This is a genomic window from Alteromonas sp. ALT199 (genome assembly GCF_018619335.1).
GTDB lineage: Bacteria > Pseudomonadota > Gammaproteobacteria > Enterobacterales > Alteromonadaceae > Alteromonas.
In genome coordinates this window covers 100,643-123,184 of the sequence record NZ_JAHHDX010000093.1, presented here as the reverse complement: position 1 = coordinate 123,184, position 22,542 = coordinate 100,643, and the positions used below count along the sequence as shown (strand labels likewise).

Here is a 22,542-nt window from a genome sequence, read left to right as displayed (position 1 = left end):
CTTTGCTCAACAATGTGAGCAGTAGCTACTTCATTTGGTCGAACAAGTTCTCTAATGAAAGGCCTTGGTGACCCAGCATATCTCGAAGACGGCGAAGTGCTTCCACCTGAATTTGACGAACACGCTCACGTGTTAGTCCAATTTCTGCACCCACATCTTCAAGGGTTGAGGGCTCATATCCCATAAGACCAAAACGGCGAGCGAGTACCTCGCGCTGCTTAGGGTTTAGCTCTTCAAGCCAAGTTACGATATTACTTTTGATGTCAGAGTCTTGTAAGCTCTCTTCAGGGCTAAACTCTTTCTCATCTGCAATAATATCAAGCAGTGCTTTATCATTTTCTCCGCCAATAGGTGTATCGACAGAGGTAATGCGTTCATTTAAACGCAGCATCTTCGTCACATCTTCTACTGGCTTATCAAGGGCCGCTGCGATTTCTTCTGCAGTTGGCTCATGGTCAAGCTTTTGCGAAAGTTCACGAGAAGCACGTAAATAAACGTTTAGTTCCTTCACTACGTGAATAGGTAAACGAATAGTACGCGTTTGATTCATAATAGCGCGTTCGATGGTTTGGCGAATCCACCACGTGGCATATGTTGAGAAGCGAAATCCACGTTCAGGATCAAACTTTTCTACGGCACGGATTAGGCCCAAATTACCTTCTTCAATTAAATCGAGAAGTGCTAATCCACGGTTGTTATAACGGCGAGCAATCTTAACAACAAGGCGAAGGTTGCTAACAATCATACGTTTGCGAGAGGCTTCGCAGCCTTTCAGTGAGCGGCGCGCAAAATAAACTTCTTCTTCTGCGGTTAGCAGTGGTGAAAAACCAATCTCGCCTAGATAAAGCTGTGTAGCATCTAGGTTTTTAGGTTGGTCATCCTGACTGAAAATGGCATCGTCATTTTCTAGTTCAGCGTCGTTGGTTAAGGTTTCGTCAGCTTTCATATCAGCTGGCATTTCGATGACATCTAAGTCATCTTGCGGTTTTGATTCCAAGGCTTTGTTTGACTTACCCATCATGAATCTCCTGCTACAAGGTTTACCTTATGACGTTTCTCCTTTGTCTTTTTTTATTATTATTTATTTTTATTATTTTAATACTGGCAGGTATTTCATCGGGTCTAATGATTTCCCTCTATACCTAACTTCAAAGTGAAGTTTTACCGAATTTGTTCCGCTATCACCCATGGTTGCAATCTGCTGACCCGCTGACACCCATTCTCGTTCTTTAACTAAAATAGTGTCGTTGTAGGCGTAAGCACTTAAGAAAGTATCGGTGTGTTTGATAATAACTAACTTACCGTAACCCCTTAAGGCACTCCCTGAGTAAACAACTTTTCCATCTGCTGCTGCGACGACTTTACTGCCTTTAACAGCAGCGATATCAATTCCTTTGTTGCCTGACTCTGACTTACTGAAGGTACCAACTAACTTACCTTCTGCAGGCCAAACCCACTTTTGTACTTTGCTTGGGAAGCTCGTCGGCGCTTGTTTTTTGACGCTTTGTGACGACTTCTTGACAGTCGTAACTTTTTGTGGCTTAACAACTTTTTCACTTTCACGATACGCTTGTGGCGATGGGGGGTCAACCAAACTTTTGTCTACATTATTTGTGGTCGGAGGTGTTGACTGATTGGTCTTATGGTTAGTTTTAACGGGAGCTATGACCAAATTAGACGGTGGCGTAACATTTAAAATTTGACCAGGGAAAATGGTATAAGGAGCTGATAACTGGTTGTATTTTGCTAAATCTCGATAGTCGTTTCCTGTGTACCATGCAACCGCGTAAAGGGTGTCTCCTCGTTGCACTTTATAGGTTGTTTCTGTGTACTCGTCACTTACATCCGAAACTTGACTATTTAATAAAACAACAGGGGCGGGGGCACTTCTTCCAGCGCAACCCCCGATAAGCACACAAAGGTATAACAAAAAACCTATATAGAAAAGAGGGTTACGCATATCATCGCAGTAGTAAATAGGCGAGTACTGCTAGAATGACAACTGCCCACCCGAGCACTTCTACATACTGTCTTAGCTTTTGTTCCATGGGAGCTCCACCCCAGCGCATTAGGCCCGCGACTAAAAAGAAACGCGCGCCACGCCCCACTGCAGATGCAAGTAAAAACGGTAGAAAAGCCATTTGCAAGAAACCTGCGCTTACCGTAAATACTTTATAGGGGATGGGGGAAAACCCTGCAAGAAAGACAACCCAGACACCGTAGTCTTTAAACCAATGCATTGCAGTTTCAATTTTATGGGTATATCCCCAGCTTTCTACAAGCGGGGCTAGCCAAGCGTCAAAAGCAAAATAGCCCAACCAGTACCCTGCAATACCACCTAAAATAGAGGCAACAGTAGTAATAAACGCAAACTGCCAGGCTTTATTTGGCTGTGACAGAGCCATTGGTGCAAGCATAACGTCAGGTGGAATTGGGAAGAACACCGACTCTGAGAAGCTTAACCCACCTAAATATTTGGTTGCGTGGCGATGCCTCGCCCAGCGTAACGCCATGTCATAACATGGCTCAAAAAGCTTCACATTAGCTCTCCTGCTACAAGGGGAACAAATCGAACCGATTCAATGGTCGACGTTTTTAGTTCCCCTTCAATCCTATCAATACACAGCAACGATTGTTGTTCGTTACCCACGGGAATTATAAGTCGCCCACCTTCTTTTAGCTGTTCACACAAGTCTTGGGGAAGGCTCGCAGCGGCAGCAGTCACGATAATAGCGTCATAAGGGCCTTTTGACGCCCAGCCTTTCCAACCATCGCCGTGTTTCATTGCAATATTGTGAAGGTCGAGCTGATTCATTCGGCGCTTCGCATGAAACTGCAATGATTTAATACGCTCTACACTAAAAACTTTCGCAAATAACTGTGCAAGAATAGCCGTTTGATAACCTGAGCCAGTACCTATTTCCAATACTTTTTCAGGTTTGTTTGGGCTATCAAGCAGCAACTCTGTCATTTTTGCAACAATATATGGTTGCGAAATTGTCTGTCCTTGACCTATAGGCAATGCCGTATTTTGATAAGCTTTGTGTTTAAGCGCGTCGGGCAGAAAACTCTCCCGTGGCGTACCAGCTATGGCGTTTAGTACCGCTTGCGAACGTATTCCCTCGTTATAAAGCAGCTGTGCCAACGCGTCTCCTTTTCTAGAAGCTCTCATGATGTTGCCTACTTTCCTTTATTCTTATTCATAGCCACGCGAGATATGGATAATTGCGCGCCACATTCTCTGTTTTTGTTTTTAAACCCTGTTAATGGGGGATAAGGTCTCTACACACTCTCTTAGGACTGAGGTAGCAAAGCAGCCGCTAGGAAGCGCAAATGAGATAGTAAATGTATCACCCTTACTTTGCCATTCAAGTTGTGATGGCCATATTTTTATTGCACGGCGCTCTTGTTCGAACCCACATTGACTTAAAAAGTCGATAACTTCACTATTTTGCGCAGCAACGGACTGTTCCAATGCTAGGGTGTCAGCTTGCGTAACAAGTGTTCCTTTACCCCAAAGCGGTGCTGAAGGGCACACGTCTTTTGCAGCAAAGCGACGTTGTGCATCTTGTTGCTGTTCTGAGCCTTCAGCACCTTCATTGATGAAAAAGCTATTAGACCCCGAAAGCACTAGTGCATCACCTTGGTTTACTTGGTCGAACATGCCTTTTTCAAGTCGCGTTGAAAGCATTTCATTGAATAGCCAGCTGCGCAGCGCAGAAAGTGCCATAGAGCGTTTATTGCGGTGCCTAATAGTTTCACCATTTACCATTCGTTCGGCCATTACCAGGTTTCCGCCACGCTGCACTTCACCCATATCGTTTAAGCGCATTACCCCAAAGCGTTGCTCGCCGTAGTAATTAGGTACCCCGTGTGCTGCAATTTCTTGCAAACGTTCTTCAATGGCCTCTGTGTGCAACACCTGACGCAAAGTAATTGTGAAGTGATTGCCTTTTAGTTGACCTGTACGCAGCTTTTTGTTGTGCCGTATTTGCTTAAGCACTTTAACGCCTTCTAACTCGAAGTTGCTAAAATCGAAATCTGGTTTGCCGGGGGCGTGTATGCCAAACCACTGTTGTGTTACTGCGTATTTGTCTTTACGGCCAGCATAAGTAATTTGGCGCAGAGGTAGGTTCACAAAACGAGCCAGCTGCTCTGCCACAAACGCGGTATTTGTGTTGGTTTTTTCAATAAACACAAACTGGTGCTCGCCTTCACCACAAGGGGTATAACCCAAATCTTCAACGACTTGAAAATCGTCTGCTTGGAATTTAAAAATACCTGTGGATACAGGTTTTGCGAAATAGTACTGCCAGTGATCAGTGTTTAAAGGCTTCATAGTTTTTCCAATAGCACGACGGCGTGAGAGGCGATGCCTTCCTTACGGCCCGTGTAACCTAGTTTCTCTGTGGTCGTTGCTTTAACGTTAACATCGTCAAGCGCTACGCTACAGTCTTGTGCGATGATCTCGCGCATAGCGCTAATATGTGGTGCCATTTTCGGGGCTTGAGCTACTATCGTCATGTCAGCGTTACTAAGCTTGTAGCCCTTTTCTTTTACTACCTTCACAACGTGGCGTAGAAGCGCACGACTGTCTGCACCCGCATAGGCGTCGTCTGTATCGGGGAAATGCTTGCCGATATCTCCAAGTGCTGCCGCACCTAGCATCGCATCACACAAGGCGTGAAGTAAAACGTCGCCATCAGAATGGGCTAGCAATCCTTGTTCGTAATTGATGCGCACTCCACCTATTGTGATGGGGCCCTCGCCACCAAATTTGTGTACATCAAAACCGTGTCCTATTCGCATTATTAGTTTGCCTTTTGATCTTGCGCGTTTTGGCTTTGTGAATTATCGCCTTGCGCGCTAAATTTTTGCTTAAGATAGAATTCTGCCAAAGGAAGGTCGGCTGGGTGGGTAATTTTTATATTAGCAGGGCTTCCATTAACCATGGCTACTTTGTAGCCAGCAAGCTCCATAGCCGACGCCTCGTCAGTAATCGCTGCGCCTTTTGCTAAACCTTCCTGAAGGGCTTGCTTTAAAAGTGTTGCGGGAAAAAACTGTGGCGTTAGCGCGTGCCACAGGCCGTCTCTGTCCTCGGTGTGAGAAATGACATTGGTGTCGGTATTCGTATCAAGCGCAACTCGCTTCATGGTATCTCTAACGGGGGTTGCTAGAATACCGCCGGCAACCGACTCATTGTCTGTTAAGGCAATAAGCGCTGAAATATCGCTTTTTTCAATACAGGGGCGGGCTGCATCATGCACTAGAGCCCAGTCATTCTCGCCCAAAGACATGATGCCGTTAAGTACGCTGTCTGCCCGTTCTTTGCCACCATCTACCACGTGAATTGGTTTTTCCCGCAATCCATAGGTATCAAAGTATGCATCGCCTGGGCTAATGGCCACAACAACCTCGTTAACTAATGGGTGGGTTAACAACGCGTCTATGGTGTGTTCAAGAATGGTTTTACCGTTTAAGGTAAGGTATTGTTTGGGACGGTCGGCTTTCATTCGGCTGCCGACTCCGGCTGCGGGGATAACCGCAACAACGCGGGGCGATGTCATTTTATTCACTTAGCATCTGCGGGCAAAATACGGTAAAAGGTTTCTCCCTTTTTAATCAAACCGAGTTCATTTCTCGCCCTTTCTTCAATGGCTTCTAAACCAATCTTTAAATCACTGATGTCAGCTTTAAGCAACGCATTGCGTTGAGCAAGATTCGCATTTTGAAGAACCTGGGTATGAACTTCTTGTTTTCGGTTGAAGTAATCGGGAATACTATTTTTTCCAAACCATAGTCTGTATTGCAATAGACCAAGAAGTACTATTAACACAATGGGAAGCCATTTACCTTGTAACACAGATTCACCTGACAATATGGTTAAGCGGAAAAAAAGTAGAGGCGCTATGCCTCTGCTGTGTTGTATTATGCCGCGAAGCAGCGCCGAGTCAAAGGTGCATTATTCACCCTGACCAAATTTGCCTTTTAATTTATCGAATAACTTGTTTTTTTGGTCTTCTACAACATTATTCAACTGGGCTTGAAGCAGCTCCTGAAGCGCTGCACTATCGCCTTGTGCAGCACTAAGCATGCTGTTTACATCAACCAGTTCACCCGATAATAACGTCTGCTCACTGCTTATCATACTATTGAGCTTGGTATTCAACTCATCCAGTTTGTCTTTTTGACTTGCAGTAAGCTGCGACAACGCTGCGTTAGCCAGTTTATTGTCAAGATCAGACTTAATGTTAAAATTTGGATTGGCAAGAGTGCCATCAAGCAACATGGTCATGTTCAGGCTACTTAAGGTTTGCAGTGCTTGAGCAATAGCGCTAGTAATATCGCTAGTGCCCGTTGCTTCCATCACAAGCTGTTGAAGATCAACTTCTCCGGTTCCGGTTAATAAATTGTCTGTAACTTTCATCGACCCGTTGGTTTTCATTAACGCCGATTTGAGTACAGCATTTAGCGTTTCATTGCCACTAAAAGAAATGTCAGACATATTCACGCCAGCTAATTCCCATACTTGGCTTGCATCAACGCCGTCACTATCTATCCAGAATTCCCCACTAGAGGTAAATGACTTTAATAAATCGCCAGCAGCTTCAATAGTGAAGGTTGTGGGGTTTCCAAATACTTCGTGAACGTTGGTGATGTTATTCCATTTGCTAGTAATAGATTCGTTTTGCCATAACACGGAGACATTAGCCTCTTTCACTAAAATTGAAGGCACTTCAGCAGGTGCTTCGCTTTTTTCTTCACCTTGAATAAGGGGCATAACAATTTGCATCGCAGCCATAAGATATTCGGTGTATTCCGCTGCTTTGTCGCCAAACACGAAGTATGTCACTTGAGAAAGGGCGGCTTGGTCGCCAGCAATAACACCTTTAAGTAAGGCGTAGTCTTCTTGTGGCGCTTTTTTCAGTGCTTCAACACTTTGGCTTAAGGCTTGTTTAGCGTCGCTCGCCTTTTCAGTGAAGTTACTAATAAGCGCGCGGTCTGCCTGCATTTCTTCTTTTAACTTATCGAACGAAGACTTCGCTTGTACCAAGGCTTGAGGGTCTTTGTAGTTCGTTTCTTTTAACTGCGCAACTTGGGTTTTGTAATACTCAATACGTGACTTATCAGGCAGTGATTCATAGTCTTCTTTAAGGCCTTTACCATAGGTTTCGTAAGCAACCTTGGCATCTTCAATGGCGGCTGAAGTTTTCAGTGGATTGCGAGAAAGCAGTTCGTCAACGGTCGGTACCGCTCCTTTAGCCTTGGTTTTAATTTCATCGAATGACAGTGAGCGCTCAGGGACGCGATATACATCACCTTCAGAAGGACGCTGTGTATCGAATTGCACTTCCAATAAATTAAGGTTGTTAACAACGACTTGGTCATCAAGTAAAGGTTTTAAATCAACATCTGCGTTGGCTTCGCCAACAAAAACTTGGTTGTGAGATGGTTTGGTGGGGTTAGTTAACGCTATACCTTTAAGCGTTACTGTTGTCGGGAATAAGGAGTGATCAAATTCATCGATATTGACTTCAGCTCCATAAGACTCGCCAAGTTTAGACTCTAGAATCGACTTAATAATGGTATTGGCAAACAGAAAGTAAACCAAAAATAGCAAGACGAAAAAACCAACCACCCACTTTAGGATAGTCTTACCCTTTGAACCACCACTCATATTCAACTCCTTGATTGTTAAAGCGTCTAATTCTATCAGCGCTTTGCTTAGCGTTATTTACAGTCGCGCGAAATTTCGCTAAATAAACATGCAAAAGACTGCCATCATTACTAACTGCCAGTGTAATGCAGTCAGTTACATTCTTCCATACGAAGAAAGTATACAGGGTGATTAGCTGTCCGTTTTTGAAATGCTAATTAGCTATAGAGAGCCAACTAGACGTAAAGTTTACTTTCAATAAACAATAATTTGCTATTAATAACCAAGAGAAATGTGAAACGTGATTCCGCTACAAAATAGAAGGAAGACTCAGAATGATAACTGAGTCTTTTGACCTTCCTATTAGTATGGCTAAAGCCCGAGGGAAGAGACGGGCTTCAAAGTTGCTAACAAAACTACGCTGATTGCGCGTGAAATTTAGCGCTCACCTACAGCTTAAAGCGATTTGCTATATCCATAATCGCCAAACAGCTACTTCGTAAAGCCTGACTCGCAGCCGCTAGTTCATCTGCGGTTCGCAAGCTGCTATCAGCCGCGCCAGATAACTCATTTATCCTCATGTTGGCTTCGTTAGCGGCTTCAGCTTGCTGTTCAGTTGCTTTTGCTATTTCACTACTCGTACCTGCAATTTCTGACATCAAGCGATCCGCATCTTTTAAATTTTGATTCGCTTGCATGGCGTTATCTACGGTCTTACTGGACGCGGCTTGGCTAACTTTAACGGCGTCTACCGCATTTTTCGCATTACTTTGAAGCTTTTCAATCATCGCCTGAATTTCATCAGTACTTTGCCCTGTGCGGCTGGCCAGTGTTCGAACTTCGTCGGCTACTACCGCAAAGCCCCTGCCTTGTTCACCAGCCCTAGCGGCTTCTATCGCGGCGTTTAATGCAAGCAAGTTAGTTTGCTCAGCTATACCTCTAATAACATCAAGTACCGCTCCAATGCTGTCAGTTTGCGCAGCCAGTTCAGTAACCACGTTACTCACGCTTTCAATGTCTGACGTTAAAGAACGAATATCCTGAACAGTACTATCTACAACTAGAGCACCGTTTTGAACATTACCTTGAGCGCTGCTGGTACTTTTCTCTGCAGAGTCAGCGTTATGGCTTACTTCATTTATTTGTGTGGTCATCTCTTCCATCGCAGCGGCAACCTGAAGCATGTTTTCATTTTGAGTGGCTGCTTGGGTATTGCTGTTTTGGCTTGAAGCTTCTACCAGTTCAGCCTGTTGTGTTAGTGCGTTGATATTCTCGCGAATACCCAGCAAAGACTGGCGCATTTTATCGGTGTACTCATTGAAGTAGCGCGCTAAACGAGTAACTTCGTCTTGCCCGGTTTCAGGAAGAGAGCGGGTCAAGTCGCCTTCTCCCTGAGAAATATCTTTCATCCGTTCAGTCACTTCTTGGACTGGTTTTACAATGCTTCCACCTATTACATAGATGAGTAGTACAACCAGTACAATGCTCACTAAGCAAAACACCAGAATAAGGTTGCGAAGGTGTGCGAACTCTTTTTCAAGATTTGTGAGGTATATTCCCGAACCTACGGTCCAGCCCCATGGCTTGAACTCTTTTACATACGAGATTTTGTCAGTAGGAGTTTCTTCGCCGGGAAGGGGCCACACATAATCGACAAAGCCATCTCCCTTAGCTTTTACTTTCTGCGCCATTTCTATAAAGAAGGTTTTGCCGTTTCCGTCTTTAAATGTCCTTAAGTCTTTACCGTCGAGAGCGGGCTTAATGGGATGCATAACCATAGAGGGGGTTTGGTCTTGGATCCAAAAATAATTGCTGCCGTCATATCGCAGTGCCTTTACCGCTTCTAGCGCCTGTTTTTTAGCCGTAGCCTCGTCGACGTCAGTGCGCGCTTCGAAGCTACTGAGCATGGTATGAACCACCTCGACAAGGTGCTGATTTTCATCATATGACTTTTGCTTTAATGCTTCGTAGTGCCTGTTTAATACAACTGCGGTTAATAATATAAACAGCAGCGTAATAAGAGCAACAATAATGCCCAGGCGTTGAATTAAACTGAATTTTCGTAACCACATCGGCAATACCTAATTGTTTTTAGTTTTTTAATATTGTAGTCGGTTTTTAGTTAACCGTTTTTTATTGCAACTAAAAATACGTTATTTTCCTGAATCTTTTTCTACGACCTTAGGCGTAGTTAGCAAATGGTCTAATTATCTAAAAACAGCGTGTTTTTCAAAGGCTAATATATGTCATCTAACGCACTGAATACGTAGCTTGACAGAGAAAGTGAAAAACTTTGATTGTGGGGTCTTGGCAGGGCATTTTTGTGTGCTACTATCCGCGCAAATTTGGCACCGTCGTGATCTTCATCCAAAAGTATAAAGTTAAAAGAAGAACGACAGGTCAACGCAGGGTTTCGACTTTGCTTGTTTTTTAGCCGCTTCCATGTGACCGTGGGCAGTCTTACACGGCGGGAACGCTTTTTGTTACAGCTATTTCTATGAAAGGGTTGCAATGCTCATTAACGACACACTTCATACAACTTCATCCCTACGCCAGCGTATTAGAGACTACTATCGCATTAGTGAGTCGGTGGCTGTGGATCAAATTCTTCCTATCGCCGAGGTCAACCCACGTGCACGAAGTCGTGCATGGGAACGCGCACGTAAGATGGTGCTTCAAATTCGCCGAGAACAAGAGGGACACGGTGGTGTTGACGCACTATTAAATGAATACTCGCTATCTACAGCAGAAGGTGTGGTATTGATGTGCTTGGCTGAAGCCTTGCTGCGCGTGCCTGATAAAGCTACCCAAGATGAGCTCATTCGTGACAAGCTATCTCAAGGCCAGTGGACACCGCATTTGGGTAATTCAGAATCTTTGTTTGTTAATGCTTCTGCATGGGGCTTATTGTTTACCGGTAACATGGTGAACTATGCCGACAAGCGCAAAAAAGAGCAGTTTGGTTTGCTAAAGCAAACCCTTGGTCGCCTAGGAGAGCCAGTTATCCGCCGCGCAATGAACATTGCTATGCGCGTAATGGGCCGCCAATTTGTTATGGGCGAAACTATTGAAGATGCAGTAGAGCGCGCTAAAGAGAAAGAAACTAAAGGCTACGTGTACTCCTACGATATGCTAGGTGAAGCGGCACGTACTATGGCTGACGCTGATCGCTACTATGAGTCTTATGAAAAAGCGATTAAAGTTATTGGTAAAGCGGCCAATGGTCGCGGGCCAAAACGCTCACCAGGTATCTCAGTAAAACTTTCTGCAATCCATCCACGCTTTGAGTTTTCTCACCGCGAACGTGCCATGGTTGACATACCGCCGCGCTTAAAAGCCTTGTGTATGATGGCAAAAGAATACGATATCGGCTTAACCGTTGATGCAGAAGAAGCCGACCGTCTTGAGCTTTCGTTAGATATTATTGAAGCCGTATTCCGCGATGATGACTTAAACGGCTGGACTGGCTTTGGCTTGGCTGTACAGGCCTACCAAAAACGCGCTATTCACGTTATTGAGCACTTACGCCAGCTTACCCTTGAAGTGGGCCGCCCGCTGATGGTGCGCTTAGTTAAAGGTGCTTACTGGGATACTGAAATCAAACTTACCCAACAAGCGGGCCTTGAAGAGTTCCCTGTATTTACGCGTAAATCGTCAACCGACGTTTCATACCACGCTTGTGCTAACCGCTTGCTTGAATATCGCGACACTATTTATCCGCAGTTTGCTACCCACAACGCTTACACGGCGTCTGTTATTGTTGAGCTTGCTGGTGATGACAAAGAAGGCTTCGAGTTCCAGTGTTTACACGGCATGGGTGACACCCTTTACGACCAAGTGGTGACTGAAGATAAAATTCAGTGCCGCGTGTACGCACCCGTTGGCGAGCACGAAGACTTACTTGCTTACTTAGTGCGCCGTCTTCTTGAAAATGGTGCTAACTCATCATTTGTAAACGCCATTGTTGATGATGAAAAGCCGGTAGAAGCCTTACTTGAAGACCCAGTAGAGAAAACCCAACGTTTAAAAGTGCGTTATAACAAGTTAATTAAAACGCCACGTGGGCTATATGCGCCAGAGCGCGACAACTCGCGGGGTTTAGACCTTACCGACACTAACGCGGTAATGGCGCTTAAACACGAGCTAGAGCGCTGGCAGGATTACTACAAAGTTACTGGTGAAGTACCTGAAGGCGCTACACCTGTACTAAGCCCTACAAACCATAATGACGTGGTGGGTTATCACTACTATCCCAAACCTGATGACATGCGTAAAGCGCTAGATGAAGCCGAAGCTGGGTTCGACGCATGGTCTAAACGCGATGTAGGCGAACGTGCTGAAATTCTTAACCGTACAGCTGATGCGCTTGAACGTCACATGGCTGAGCTTATCGCTATTTGTATGCGAGAAGCCGGTAAAGTGGCACAAGACAGTATTGATGAAGTGCGTGAAGCTGTTGATTTCTGTCGCTATTATGCGGCGCGCGCCGAAGAGCTCGCAGAAGATCAGCGTTTAGTACCGCGTGGCGTTGTGCTTTGTATTAGCCCTTGGAACTTCCCACTGGCTATCTTCCTAGGCCAAGTAACTGCCGCACTGGTAACAGGTAACACTGTCATCGCTAAACCGGCAGAGCAGACAAGTATTGTTGCTCAGCGCGCAGTAGATATTATGCATTCGGTAGGTCTACCTGAAGACGCATTAAAACTTATTGTATCGCCGGGTAAAGAAGTAGGCGAAACCCTACTGCCTGACGAGCGCATTAAGGCGGTCATGTTCACAGGTTCAACGCAAACCGGTACCCTGATCTCACAGGTGCTTGCAGAGCGCGGTGGCGAACAGGTACCGCTTATTGCAGAAACGGGTGGTCAAAACTGTATGATTGTTGACTCAACTGCACTGCCAGAGCAGGTGGTTGACGACGTAATCCATTCTGGTTTCCAAAGTGCCGGTCAACGCTGTTCTGCGCTTCGCGTACTCTTTGTACAAGAAGACATCGCCGATGATTTAATAGAAATGTTGATAGGGGCGCTTAAAGAGCTCACCGTTGGCGATCCTACGCAGCTTGCTACCGATGTCGGCCCGGTAATTGATGAGAAGGCACTTAAAAGCCTTACCGATCATCAAAAGTATATGGAAGATAAAGCGAAGTTACTTTACCGCAACGAAATGCCTACAGGCTTTGAAAACGGGACCTTTTTCGCACCTACCTTGTATGAAATCAAGAATATTAACGTTCTTGAAAAAGAGGTGTTTGGCCCTGTGGTTCATATCGTACGCTTTAAATCAAAAGAACTTGATAGTGTATTAGAGCAAATTAATGGCACAGGCTACGGCTTGACCATGGGTATTCACTCGCGCATTGAAGAGCGAGCTAACGAGCTTGCTGCAAAGAGCCGTGCGGGTAACGTTTATATTAACCGTAACATGATTGGTGCTATTGTTGGTGTCCAGCCATTCGGTGGCCGCGGTCTATCGGGTACAGGCCCTAAAGCGGGTGGTCCAAACTATCTACCTCGCTTAATGATGGAACGAGCTACGCCTAAACCATCTCAAATTGATGACGTTGACGGTACCGATGCAGCGCTAGTGGGTGATGAAAAAATTGCTGAACGTGCTCATGTAATGATGGATAAGGCTAAAGCAGTTGAAATTCAGTGGCGTCATACGCCGCTTAATGACCGTATTTCAATGGTGCGTCAGCTTATGGCGAAAATTGCCAAAGTAGACATTGTTGATGAGCTGGCCGACGACTTAAACCGTACCCTAGCGACGGCACGTCAGCAGCTAACCAGCGTTGAACGTAAACTCGCCAAGCCAATGACTCTGCCAGGTCCAACAGGTGAGTCGAATAAACTTTATCTAGAACCTCGTGGTATCCTGGTATGTTTCGCCGATAAAGAAGTAACCTTTGAGTACTGGCTGCTGTCTATCGTAACGGCGCTGTCAACGGGCAACCCAGTAGTGTCAGTAGTTTCTGAAATTTTCTACGAAGAAGCGGTAGAAATTCAGAATAAATTTGAGTCTACAGGTGCGCCGAAAGGCTTGTTCCAAGTGGCTCGTCTTGCGCATTTAGATACTTTGCTAATGGACGAAGACTTGTCGGGCGTGGTAGTTGATTCAAGTACTGAGCGAACTGCGCGTATAACTGCAATGCTCTCGTCACGCGAAGGGGCTATCTTGCCGGTTATCACAGCAGAGTATAACGATAACCTTATTCAGCGCTTGATGACTGAAAAAGCCATTAGTATCGATACTACAGCGTCAGGTGGTAACACGTCACTAATGACCCTTGTTGAAGATGATGAATAAGCCCTAGCGCTTTATTAGCGGCTATTCAACGAAGTCGCTGTTTTCATAATAAACGAGAATCAAAGGCCAGCGCATAGCGCTGGCCTTTTCTTTTCCCTACACCCATTCTACTTAAACCTTTGTAGAGTTTTTTTGCCTTAACCCTGCCTTAACCCTGTGTTTGAAATACTAGTGCCAGTTAATTTAAAAAAGTTGCGTATAGACCTTTAAAAGTAAGCTATGCGCCAAGCAATAGGCATAAATTATGGGCAAGACAAAACTGACGGTAAATGTTGTTACCCTTTGTATTTTGTTGTCTGCATGTACAAGTACCGATGACAGGGCGTTGAGCGAATCGGCATTCTCAATTACGGGAAACCATGTTGTGTGGCAGTCGCAAGCGCAACAGCAAGAATCAGCGCAAACATTGGTACTGAATTCAAACACGGCATTAACAGACGTTATTGCTATTAATCAGCTGCCGCACTTAGCAGACTACATTGATGAAGCCTTGTCATCTAATGCAAGTCTACAGCAGTCGTTAATTACGCTGCGAAAAGCACAAGTAGCCATTGATAGCGCAAAAGCAGACAGAAACCTGAATGTTGACGCAAGTTTTTCGGCATCTAAAAGTGAAACTACAAGCAGTAGCTCATCTAATAGTACGGTAATAAATACGAGTAATCAGCTAAACAACCCAAGCTATAGCACAAGCTTAAATGTAAGTTGGGAACTAGACTTGTGGCAAAAAATTAGCGATGGCATAAGTGCCGCAAACCTTGATGCAGCAGGTGCCAGAGCCAGTTATCAGTCGGCCAAAGATTCTTTAGTTGCTAGCGTAGTAAGAAGCTATATCGATGTACTCACTCAACAGCAACTACTAAATATTGAACAGGCTCGGTTATCGGTACTAGAAAATAATGAAGCCGTGATCTTAACGCGCTATCGCACGGGCCTGGGAAGCCTAGACGATTTAGATACCGCGCGTACAAGCAGCGCAAATACCCGCGCTACTATAGCCCAATATGAAAATGCACTGTCATCAGCAAAACGCACTTTAGCAGTGCTTTTAGGCAGACAAGACCAATCGCTAAGCGAGCTTGATACGCAGGTTAATTTCCCAGATGTGTTGCTGCCGCTTGCTAATTTGCCGAAACAAGACCTTGCTCGCAGACCTGACCTTCAGGCGGCCTTCTATACGATACAAGCAACAGAGTTTGAAGTTGATGTGGCCTATAAGGCCTTGTTGCCTAGCATTAGCTTGTCTGCCTCTCTATCTGATAGTGCCTCTACACCTTCACAAGCCTTATTTACTAACCCTTTGTGGAGTTTGCTGGGGCAAATGACCGCTCCGCTATTTCAGGGAGGCGCATTGAGGGCGCAAGTTGAAGACGCAAAACTTACCGCAGCAAATGCTTGGTGGCAATATCGCGAAACGCTATTAACTGCGGTGCAGGAAACCCAAAACGCATTGGATAGTGAAACGGCCTTCAGCGCGCGAATTAGCCACACAAATGTGGCGCTTGCCAATGCTGAGCGCAGTGTGGCTACTATTGAAGGTCAATATCGACAAGGTCTTGCTGATATCTTGGATTTACTTTCTGTGTATAACACGCGCTTTGACTTAAAAGTTCAAGCTGTTGAGCTTCACGCCCAAAAATTACAAAACCGAATTGACTTAGGTCTAGCCCTTGGCCTTGGAGTGTCACAATGAGAAACAAACGAATTATTGTAACCTTACTCGCCGCTGCAAGTATTGTACTGGCGATCATGTATACCATGATGAATATGGGGGCGTCGCACCCTGGAGCTCGACCGCAGGGGGCACCTAAATCAACGTCGTCGTCTTCGCAATTACCTGCTGATGCTGAGCAAGTAAAAGGTGACGCTGCAGCAACGAGACCGACAAGGGGGGAAAGGCCACCTGAAGGTGATATGGCTGAAGGTGCTACGCATCGTCCACCTAGGGAAAGCGAGTCTGAAGTAGCTAAAGAGGCAGGCGAAAGGCCATCTGGTGATAGCACTACTTACCAAACCCAAAAAGGAGAACAAAGTGCTGATTCTCAACTGGCTCAAGTAGGGGTTATCAAGGTAACCACCGACAACTATAGGGCGAAAGTGAAGGGGTATGGTCAGGTTGTTCCACAAGATAGCTTGAGCTTAGTCGCACAAGTTAGCGGGCAGGTTACCCACGTATCGCCAGCTTTTAAAACGGGCGCGTTAGTGGAAAGTGACACAATTTTAGCGCGCATAGATAACACAAGCTATCAACAGGCATTAGCAAGTGCTAATGCGGCTTATCAAGCCGCTGTAGTAAGCCTGGAAGAAGAGCGCTTACAGGGAACACAAGCTAAAGACGAGTGGACTCGTTCAGGGCTTGACGGTGAGCCATTATCCGCACTGGTATTAAGAGAGCCACAGCTAAAAGCCGCGCAAGCGTCCTTGGATGAAGCCGAGCAGACGGTAAACTCTGCGAAGAGAGACTTAGCTTTTACATCGTTACGTGCACCCTTTAATGCGTTGGTTGTCGGCCGTGATATAGCTCTTGGGAGCTTTGTTCAAGCTGGCAGTGCTGTAGCAACACTTTATTCTACTGATGTTGCCGAAGTTGCTATAGGGCTTTCTCCAAGCCAATGGACACAACTACCTTCAGTTTCTGGAGCGCAGCTATCTGATGATGCTTCTCTCAGTTGGTCGGTTACGCTTACCGACACCACTACAGGACATACATGGGATGCCAATATCGTTCGCGCTGAATGGCATCAAAGCGATACAACTCGCCAGCGCAACGCCATTGCGGTTGTTGATAAGCCGCTAGACCAAGCAACCCCTCTTTTATTTGGTAGCTTTGTACAGGCAGAAATTGAAGGAAAACAGCTCGAAAATGTATGGAAGCTGCCGGCGTCTGCCATTTCACAAAAACAAGAAGTATGGTTGGTTATGCCGACCACCGGGCAATTAGCGAAGTTTACTCCATCAGTACTGTTTGAAAGCAATGGCTATGTTTATATCACTCCACCTGAGGCGAGTGAAGTTACTGGCAACATTACGGGTGAGACTGGGGGCAATACGGGGAGTGAGGCCGTGCCAGAGCGTGAAAGCGAAATACGCCAAGCGATGGTCGTTGTGCGCCCCTTAAATAGTTACCTGGTCGACATTAAAGTCAAGCCTATTGTGGAAGGGCAAACGGGAGGGCAAGCCAATGACCAATAATCGAAATGGTGGGCCTTTCGACGAAGGTGATAATAGCAACGGACGCGAGCATAGCAGAAATAATCCTAGTGGAATTATTGCTTGGTTCGCGCAAAACTCGGTGGCGGCTAATTTACTGATGGTTAGTCTTATCGTACTGGGTTTGGTTTCCATGAACGATATACGCAAAGAGGCGTTCCCAAGCATGGAGCCGCGCTTTGTTACTATCTCGATGACATACGATAGCGGTGACCCTAAGCAAGCAGAAGAAGGTATCGCCATTAAAATTGAAACCGCACTGGAGGCCATTCCCGGTATTAAGCGAATCACGTCTACCTCGAATGCCAGCGGTGCTAGTGTGCAGGTAGAAAAAGAAACTGAATACGATTTAGATACCCTTTTCACCGACATCAAAACCGAAGTAGATAGTATTTCTAACTTCCCGTCGGATGCTGAAAACCCAGTTATTAGCAAAGCACGAAGACAAGATCACGCTATTTGGGTACAGCTTTATGGCGATGTCGACCACGCTACCCTTCAGTACCTAGGCGAACAACTAGAGCGGGATTTGCTGGCAAAAGACGATATTCGGGAGGTCAGCGCGGGCAGTTTTGTAGACCCCATGATGTCTATTGAAATAGACGAGGGCAAGCTTCAGGCCTATGGTTTAACACTATCTGATGTAGCAGATGCGGTAAATCAAGAGTCTAACACCGCCCTTACAACCAGTTTGCGTAACAAAGAAAAGGTTATTCGTTTAAAAGCCTCTGAGCAGTCTTATTGGGCGAAAGATTTTTCTGACATTCCCCTTATTACCGATACCAATGGCGTAATACTTTCTGTTGGCGATGTGGCTACGGTACGCGATATGTTTGCCGATGACAGCTATCACTTGTCTCGTTACAACGGAACCAATGGATATGGTATTCAGGTGCTAATGGATGAATATGGCGATGTAACGAAAATGGTGCAGCAAGCCCACGAGGTAGTGGATGCGTGGCATGATAAAGACTTGCTACCTCAAGGTGTCGAACTTGAAGCTTGGTACGACAAAAGCACGCTTATTACCGAGCGTCTGGAGTTACTTACTAGCAACGCGCTAATGGGCATTGTGTTGGTGTTCATTACCCTAGCTGTGTTTCTCAATTTGCGTGTGGCATTTTGGGTGGCGGCTGGTTTACCGTTTATTTTTTTCGGCACTTTGTACTTCATGACCGATAGCTACACGGGAATGACGCTAAACGAGATGACCACGTTCGGCTTTATAATGGCCCTTGGCATAGTGGTGGACGATGCTGTAGTGGTGGGGGAGAGCGTTTACTCCACGCGAAAACAGCACGGCGATACGCTTCACAATACTATTTTAGGTACCCATAAAGTGGCTGTGCCTACGTTATTTGGTGTACTCACCACAGTGGCAACCTTCTTTGCTTTATCGAACGTATCAGGCGGTTTAGGTACCTTGTACTCGCAGTTTGGTACTATTGTTACCTTGTGTTTACTGTTGTCGGTAGTGGAGTCGAAGCTGATTTTACCCTCGCATTTAGCCCACCTTCCAACCAAACAGAAAACCCGAAAAGGAATAGGCGGCCTGTGGAATAAAGTGCAGCAAAAAGCGGATGGTGGACTTCAATGGTTTAACTACCGCGTGTATCAACGTTTGTTGAAGGTCACTGTAGCCTACCGCTATGCAGCCGTTTTACTGTTTATCGCGCTTTTCATCTTCGTTGTTAGTTTACCGCTAACGGGTGCTGTACGAGTTAGCTTTTTCCCCAGCATGCAAGGTGATACTGTTTCGGCCAATATGTCGCTTTATAGCGATGCTAGCTACGGACAAAACGAACGTAACTTAATGCTGTTAGAGAAAAATGCGCTTGAAGCAGACCAACAACTAACGCAAGAAAGCGGCGCAGATCAAAGCGGTATTAGTAGTTTACAGGTGACGGCAAGTGGCGATCAAAGCGGCACAATCACCATATCACTTGATGAAGACTCGCCTTATTCTCTAGATGAGCTCTCGGCACGCTGGAATGCCTTAACCGGCAGCTTAGAAGGCGTAAAAAGCTTAAAAATACGCTCTCGACGAGAAATGGTCGACGGGTTTAATGTTGAAATTAAAAGCATCAACGATGATACCCTAACAGCTGCCAACGATGCCTTTGTTGAAGCGCTTAACAATATTGATGGCGTGTATGCGATAGAAAGCTCGCTGACACCTGGCGAAGCCATGATGCGCTTTGAACTTACCCCAGAAGGGCGAGTCTTGGGGCTAAATACGCAAAGTTTGTCGCAGCAGCTTTTAAAAGCTTTTGGCGGGGAAATTGTTCAGCGTTACCTGCGCGATAAAAACGAAGTGAAGGTGCGGGTACGTTACCCTGAAAAGGATAGGATGAACCCCTCAGATGTAATGAATACCCAAGTGCGCCTAGATGATGGCACTGTGGTACCACTTTCTGTAGTGGCGAATGTTATTCAAGATGTACAAGAAAAACAGGTAGTGCGTATTGACGGCTTGCGCGCTCTTACAGTAAGTGCGTCGGTAGATAGCGATGTTATTACTTCTACAGAATTGGTCAACTACCTCAATAGTGAGTTTGTACCTCAGTTGGAACGCCAATACCAAGACTTATCGCTTTACTTTGCCGGTGAAGCTGAACAACAGGCGGAAACACAAAGCTCAATGCAAAGCGTGTTCATTTTAGCTTTGTTGTCTATCTTTGCATTGTTAGCGATACCACTTAAATCCTATGTGCAGCCGCTTATTATCATGACTGCAATTCCTTTTGGTATTGTGGGAGCCATTATCGGGCACTGGTCAAATGGCCTTATGATAAGCCTACTTTCTTTAAACGGAATATTGGCGCTTAGCGGCGTGGTAGTTAACGATAGCTTGTTATTGGTCTCGCGATTTAATGCTTTACGTGAAGACGGTATGCCCGCGCATACAGCGGTTATTGAAGCGTGTACCAGTCGCTTGCGTGCTGTGCTTTTAACTTCAATTACTACCTTTGTAGGCTTATACCCCATATTGGGAGAAACCTCGGTGCAAGCGCAGTTCTTAATTCCGGCAGCGGCGTCATTAGGTTACGGTATTTTGTTCGCCACCCTTATCACGCTTTTATTAATTCCGGCATTGCTGCTAATTTATGAAGATGTAAGCCGTTTGATGGCAAGGTATTTTGTTAAACCCTTAACGGAGAGTTCGGTTAATGATCCGCGTGTTACTAGTGGAAGATGATATGGGCCTGGCGGGCAATATCATCGACTATTTAGAGCTTGAAGACATGGTATGTGACCACGCTGCTAATGGCGTAGCAGCACTGACGCTTATTCAGAAACACCCGTTTGATGTCGTGGTGTTAGACATTAATTTACCAAGGCTCGATGGTTTAAGTGTATGCGAAAAAGTGCGCGGTGACGGCAACGATACGCCTATCATTATGCTTACAGCTCGTGATCAGCTAGAAAATAAGCTCGAAGGGTTTCAAAAGGGGGCTGATGATTACTTGGTAAAACCTTTTGATATGCCTGAATTGGTTGCACGGGTTTCAGTGCTGGCGCACAGGCGCTCATCGCAAGTGAAAAGGCTAAAATTTGGTAATGTAAGTTTAGAATTAAGTGGCGAGGTGGCAAGTGTTGATAACACGCCTGTTAAGCTAAGTCCTACTGGCTTTACCCTTCTAAAATCATTATTGCAGCAGCAAGGAAAGGTTATGCCACGGCAGCGGTTACTTGATGCTGTGTGGGGAGAGGACGCGCCCGAAAGTAATGCGCTGAAAGTTCACCTTCACAATTTGCGCAAATCACTGGCTCAAGCGAACGCAAACATAGAAATTAAAGCCGTACCGGGCGCTGGGTTTTGTGCTGCGTTAAAAATTGACCAAGCGGCAAATGGGGGCTCTGATAGTACATTGTTACCGAACAAAAATAAGGATACTAAGCAATGGTAAACGGCCTTCGCATTAGCTTAAGGCGTTATGTCTTATGGTCGTTACTGAGTTTAGCGACCATAGTCATTGTGCTCTTTTCTATACAAAGCAGCGATAGCTTTTTCGATGGTATGGATGGCATGCTAAGAAATACCATGGTTCGGGCGGCGCAAAGTGCAGAGCTTGATAACAACAATCATGCGCAAATTCTCGATTTACATATTCATGCTAATTACGATGATTTGCCTGATGAAGTAAAACAAAGGTTTCCTAAAGACAGCTTCAAACCCTATTCCTTATTGAAGGATATCAACAAGCCAGATTGGTTTTCCCGTCCTATCTCGGCTCATTTTGCGGTGTTAGTCCCGTTAGACGATGGAAACCTTCGCTATGTCACCCAAGTATTTCTTGCGCCTCCGTCTGATGGTAAAAAATTCTTGAGAATAAACCACACTATTTACAGTGCTATTGTGGGTGTTTTAGCGCTGATTTCATTTTCTGTCGCGCTCCTTTTTTTAATGCGCAGCGTGTCCCGCCCCATAGAGTCATTACAACGCTGGGCAGCCTCTCTTGATGAGAAGGAGCTCGACAAGCCTATTCCTGAGTTTCGTTACAAAGAACTTAACGCGCTCGCGGCGATAATACACGGTAGCTTGCAGAACGTACGCACTACGCTTAACCGAGAACGGGAGTTTGTTAATCACGCCAGCCATGAGCTCAGAACGCCCATTGCCGTTATTAGAAGCAGTGCAGCATTGCTACATCGCGTTATCGATAGCGAAAATATCAAAGGCAATAACGCACTTGCGCGTGTGGATCATGCATCAAAAACCATGGCGGATTTGACAGAAACTTTACTGTGGTTAGGGAGAAATGAAGAGACAGCGCTGCCTAAAGAAAAAGTTGATCTAAAAGCCATGGTTGAGGCACTTAGCCAAGACCTAATGTATTTGCTTTCAGGTAAAGAGGTAAATGTACAGCTGCACTTGAGTGAATGTGTATTGTTGCTGCCAAAAACAGCAAGCGAAATAGTGATAGGCAACGTTATTCGAAATGCTTACCAACATACCCAGCAAGGCAATGTCACAATCACACTTTCAGGTGCTACGCTTACTGTACTTAACGAAGAAGAAGGTTTAGAACTAGACGAAAATGCCTCGTTATCGATAACGCCTAATAGTGAGTTAGATGGCGGCTTTGGGATAGGCTTAAAGCTCATTGATAAGCTATGTGCGAAGCTTGAATGGGGGTATGCGCACAAGGTAGTCATTGCTGAAGATACACAAGATTATCAGGGTGATGTGCGTTCGGTTGCACAGGGGTATAGCGTTGTGCTTACGCTGCAGTAGCCGAGCAAACATGATAGGCACGCACAAGTTAATACACTATTAATATTAGTCTATTGTTAGGGGCATTTTACTAGATATTCCAAAAGCACCTAATAAAAAACGCCGATGTTAACATCAGCGTTCTTTT

16 protein-coding genes are annotated in these 22,542 nt (G+C 45.4%); 6 read left to right on the top strand and 10 right to left on the bottom strand.

Annotation, left to right across the window (positions count from 1 at the left end; translation table 11 throughout):
• Nucleotides 1-25 precede the first annotated feature (25 nt).
• The 10 genes from rpoS to KL866_RS10655 form a co-directional block, all read right to left on the bottom strand.
• Entirely contained in the window at nt 26-1,018 is a 993-nt protein-coding gene (gene rpoS / locus KL866_RS10700) for an RNA polymerase sigma factor RpoS (protein ID WP_214994985.1), read from the bottom strand.
• Between the two features lie 72 nt (nt 1,019-1,090).
• Nucleotides 1,091-1,960: a peptidoglycan DD-metalloendopeptidase family protein gene (locus KL866_RS10695; RefSeq protein ID WP_214994977.1), complete on the bottom strand. Its 870-nt coding sequence runs from the start codon at nt 1,958-1,960 to the stop codon at nt 1,091-1,093.
• 1 nt (nt 1,961) lies between these two features.
• Complete coding sequence (locus KL866_RS10690) at nt 1,962-2,540, bottom strand: YqaA family protein (RefSeq protein WP_025256642.1); 579 nt, start codon at nt 2,538-2,540, stop codon at nt 1,962-1,964.
• Nucleotides 2,537-3,172 (bottom strand): protein-L-isoaspartate(D-aspartate) O-methyltransferase, encoded by a 636-nt coding sequence (locus KL866_RS10685; RefSeq protein ID WP_025256641.1) that lies wholly within the window; start codon nt 3,170-3,172, stop codon nt 2,537-2,539. The genes KL866_RS10690 and KL866_RS10685 overlap by 4 nt, the downstream gene beginning before the upstream one ends.
• An 81-nt stretch (nt 3,173-3,253) precedes the next feature.
• Nucleotides 3,254-4,339 (bottom strand): tRNA pseudouridine(13) synthase TruD, encoded by a 1,086-nt coding sequence (truD, locus tag KL866_RS10680; RefSeq protein ID WP_025256640.1) that lies wholly within the window; start codon nt 4,337-4,339, stop codon nt 3,254-3,256.
• Nucleotides 4,336-4,809 carry a 2-C-methyl-D-erythritol 2,4-cyclodiphosphate synthase gene (gene ispF, locus KL866_RS10675; protein WP_025256639.1) on the bottom strand — a complete coding sequence of 158 codons (474 nt, stop codon included), beginning with the start codon at nt 4,807-4,809 and terminating at the stop codon, nt 4,336-4,338. The genes truD and ispF overlap by 4 nt, the downstream gene beginning before the upstream one ends.
• Before the next feature lie 2 nt (nt 4,810-4,811).
• Nucleotides 4,812-5,567 (bottom strand): 2-C-methyl-D-erythritol 4-phosphate cytidylyltransferase, encoded by a 756-nt coding sequence (ispD, locus tag KL866_RS10670; RefSeq protein ID WP_214994975.1) that lies wholly within the window; start codon nt 5,565-5,567, stop codon nt 4,812-4,814.
• Nucleotides 5,568-5,572: 5 nt separating this feature from the next.
• Entirely contained in the window at nt 5,573-5,863 is a 291-nt protein-coding gene (gene ftsB, locus KL866_RS10665; RefSeq protein ID WP_025256637.1) for a cell division protein FtsB, read from the bottom strand.
• Nucleotides 5,864-5,962: 99 nt separating this feature from the next.
• The gene (locus tag KL866_RS10660) at nt 5,963-7,678 is read right to left on the bottom strand and encodes a TIGR03545 family protein (RefSeq protein WP_214994973.1); all 1,716 of its coding nucleotides are present in this window, start codon (nt 7,676-7,678) and stop codon (nt 5,963-5,965) included.
• Between the two features lie 428 nt (nt 7,679-8,106).
• Nucleotides 8,107-9,729: a methyl-accepting chemotaxis protein gene (locus KL866_RS10655; RefSeq protein ID WP_025256635.1), complete on the bottom strand. Its 1,623-nt coding sequence runs from the start codon at nt 9,727-9,729 to the stop codon at nt 8,107-8,109.
• Nucleotides 9,730-10,168: 439 nt separating this feature from the next.
• On the opposite strand from KL866_RS10655, the gene putA reads away from it, so the two are divergent.
• From putA to KL866_RS10625, 6 genes are all read left to right on the top strand, one after another.
• Nucleotides 10,169-13,966 (top strand): bifunctional proline dehydrogenase/L-glutamate gamma-semialdehyde dehydrogenase PutA, encoded by a 3,798-nt coding sequence (gene putA, locus KL866_RS10650; RefSeq protein ID WP_214994970.1) that lies wholly within the window; start codon nt 10,169-10,171, stop codon nt 13,964-13,966.
• A 244-nt stretch (nt 13,967-14,210) separates the two neighbouring features.
• Nucleotides 14,211-15,659, top strand: a complete 1,449-nt coding sequence (locus KL866_RS10645; protein ID WP_025256633.1) for a TolC family protein — start codon at nt 14,211-14,213, stop codon at nt 15,657-15,659.
• Complete coding sequence (locus KL866_RS10640) at nt 15,656-17,158, top strand: efflux RND transporter periplasmic adaptor subunit (protein ID WP_214994968.1); 1,503 nt, start codon at nt 15,656-15,658, stop codon at nt 17,156-17,158. The genes KL866_RS10645 and KL866_RS10640 overlap by 4 nt, the downstream gene beginning before the upstream one ends.
• Nucleotides 17,148-20,375: an efflux RND transporter permease subunit gene (locus tag KL866_RS10635; protein ID WP_214994966.1), complete on the top strand. Its 3,228-nt coding sequence runs from the start codon at nt 17,148-17,150 to the stop codon at nt 20,373-20,375. The genes KL866_RS10640 and KL866_RS10635 overlap by 11 nt, the downstream gene beginning before the upstream one ends.
• On the top strand, nt 20,347-21,087 hold the full coding sequence (locus KL866_RS10630; RefSeq protein ID WP_025256630.1) for a response regulator transcription factor: 741 nt from the start codon (nt 20,347-20,349) through the stop codon (nt 21,085-21,087). The genes KL866_RS10635 and KL866_RS10630 overlap by 29 nt, the downstream gene beginning before the upstream one ends.
• Nucleotides 21,081-22,415: a HAMP domain-containing sensor histidine kinase gene (locus tag KL866_RS10625; protein WP_025256629.1), complete on the top strand. Its 1,335-nt coding sequence runs from the start codon at nt 21,081-21,083 to the stop codon at nt 22,413-22,415. Before KL866_RS10630 ends, KL866_RS10625 begins: the two co-directional genes overlap by 7 nt.
• The last annotated feature ends 127 nt before the right edge of the window (nt 22,416-22,542 follow it).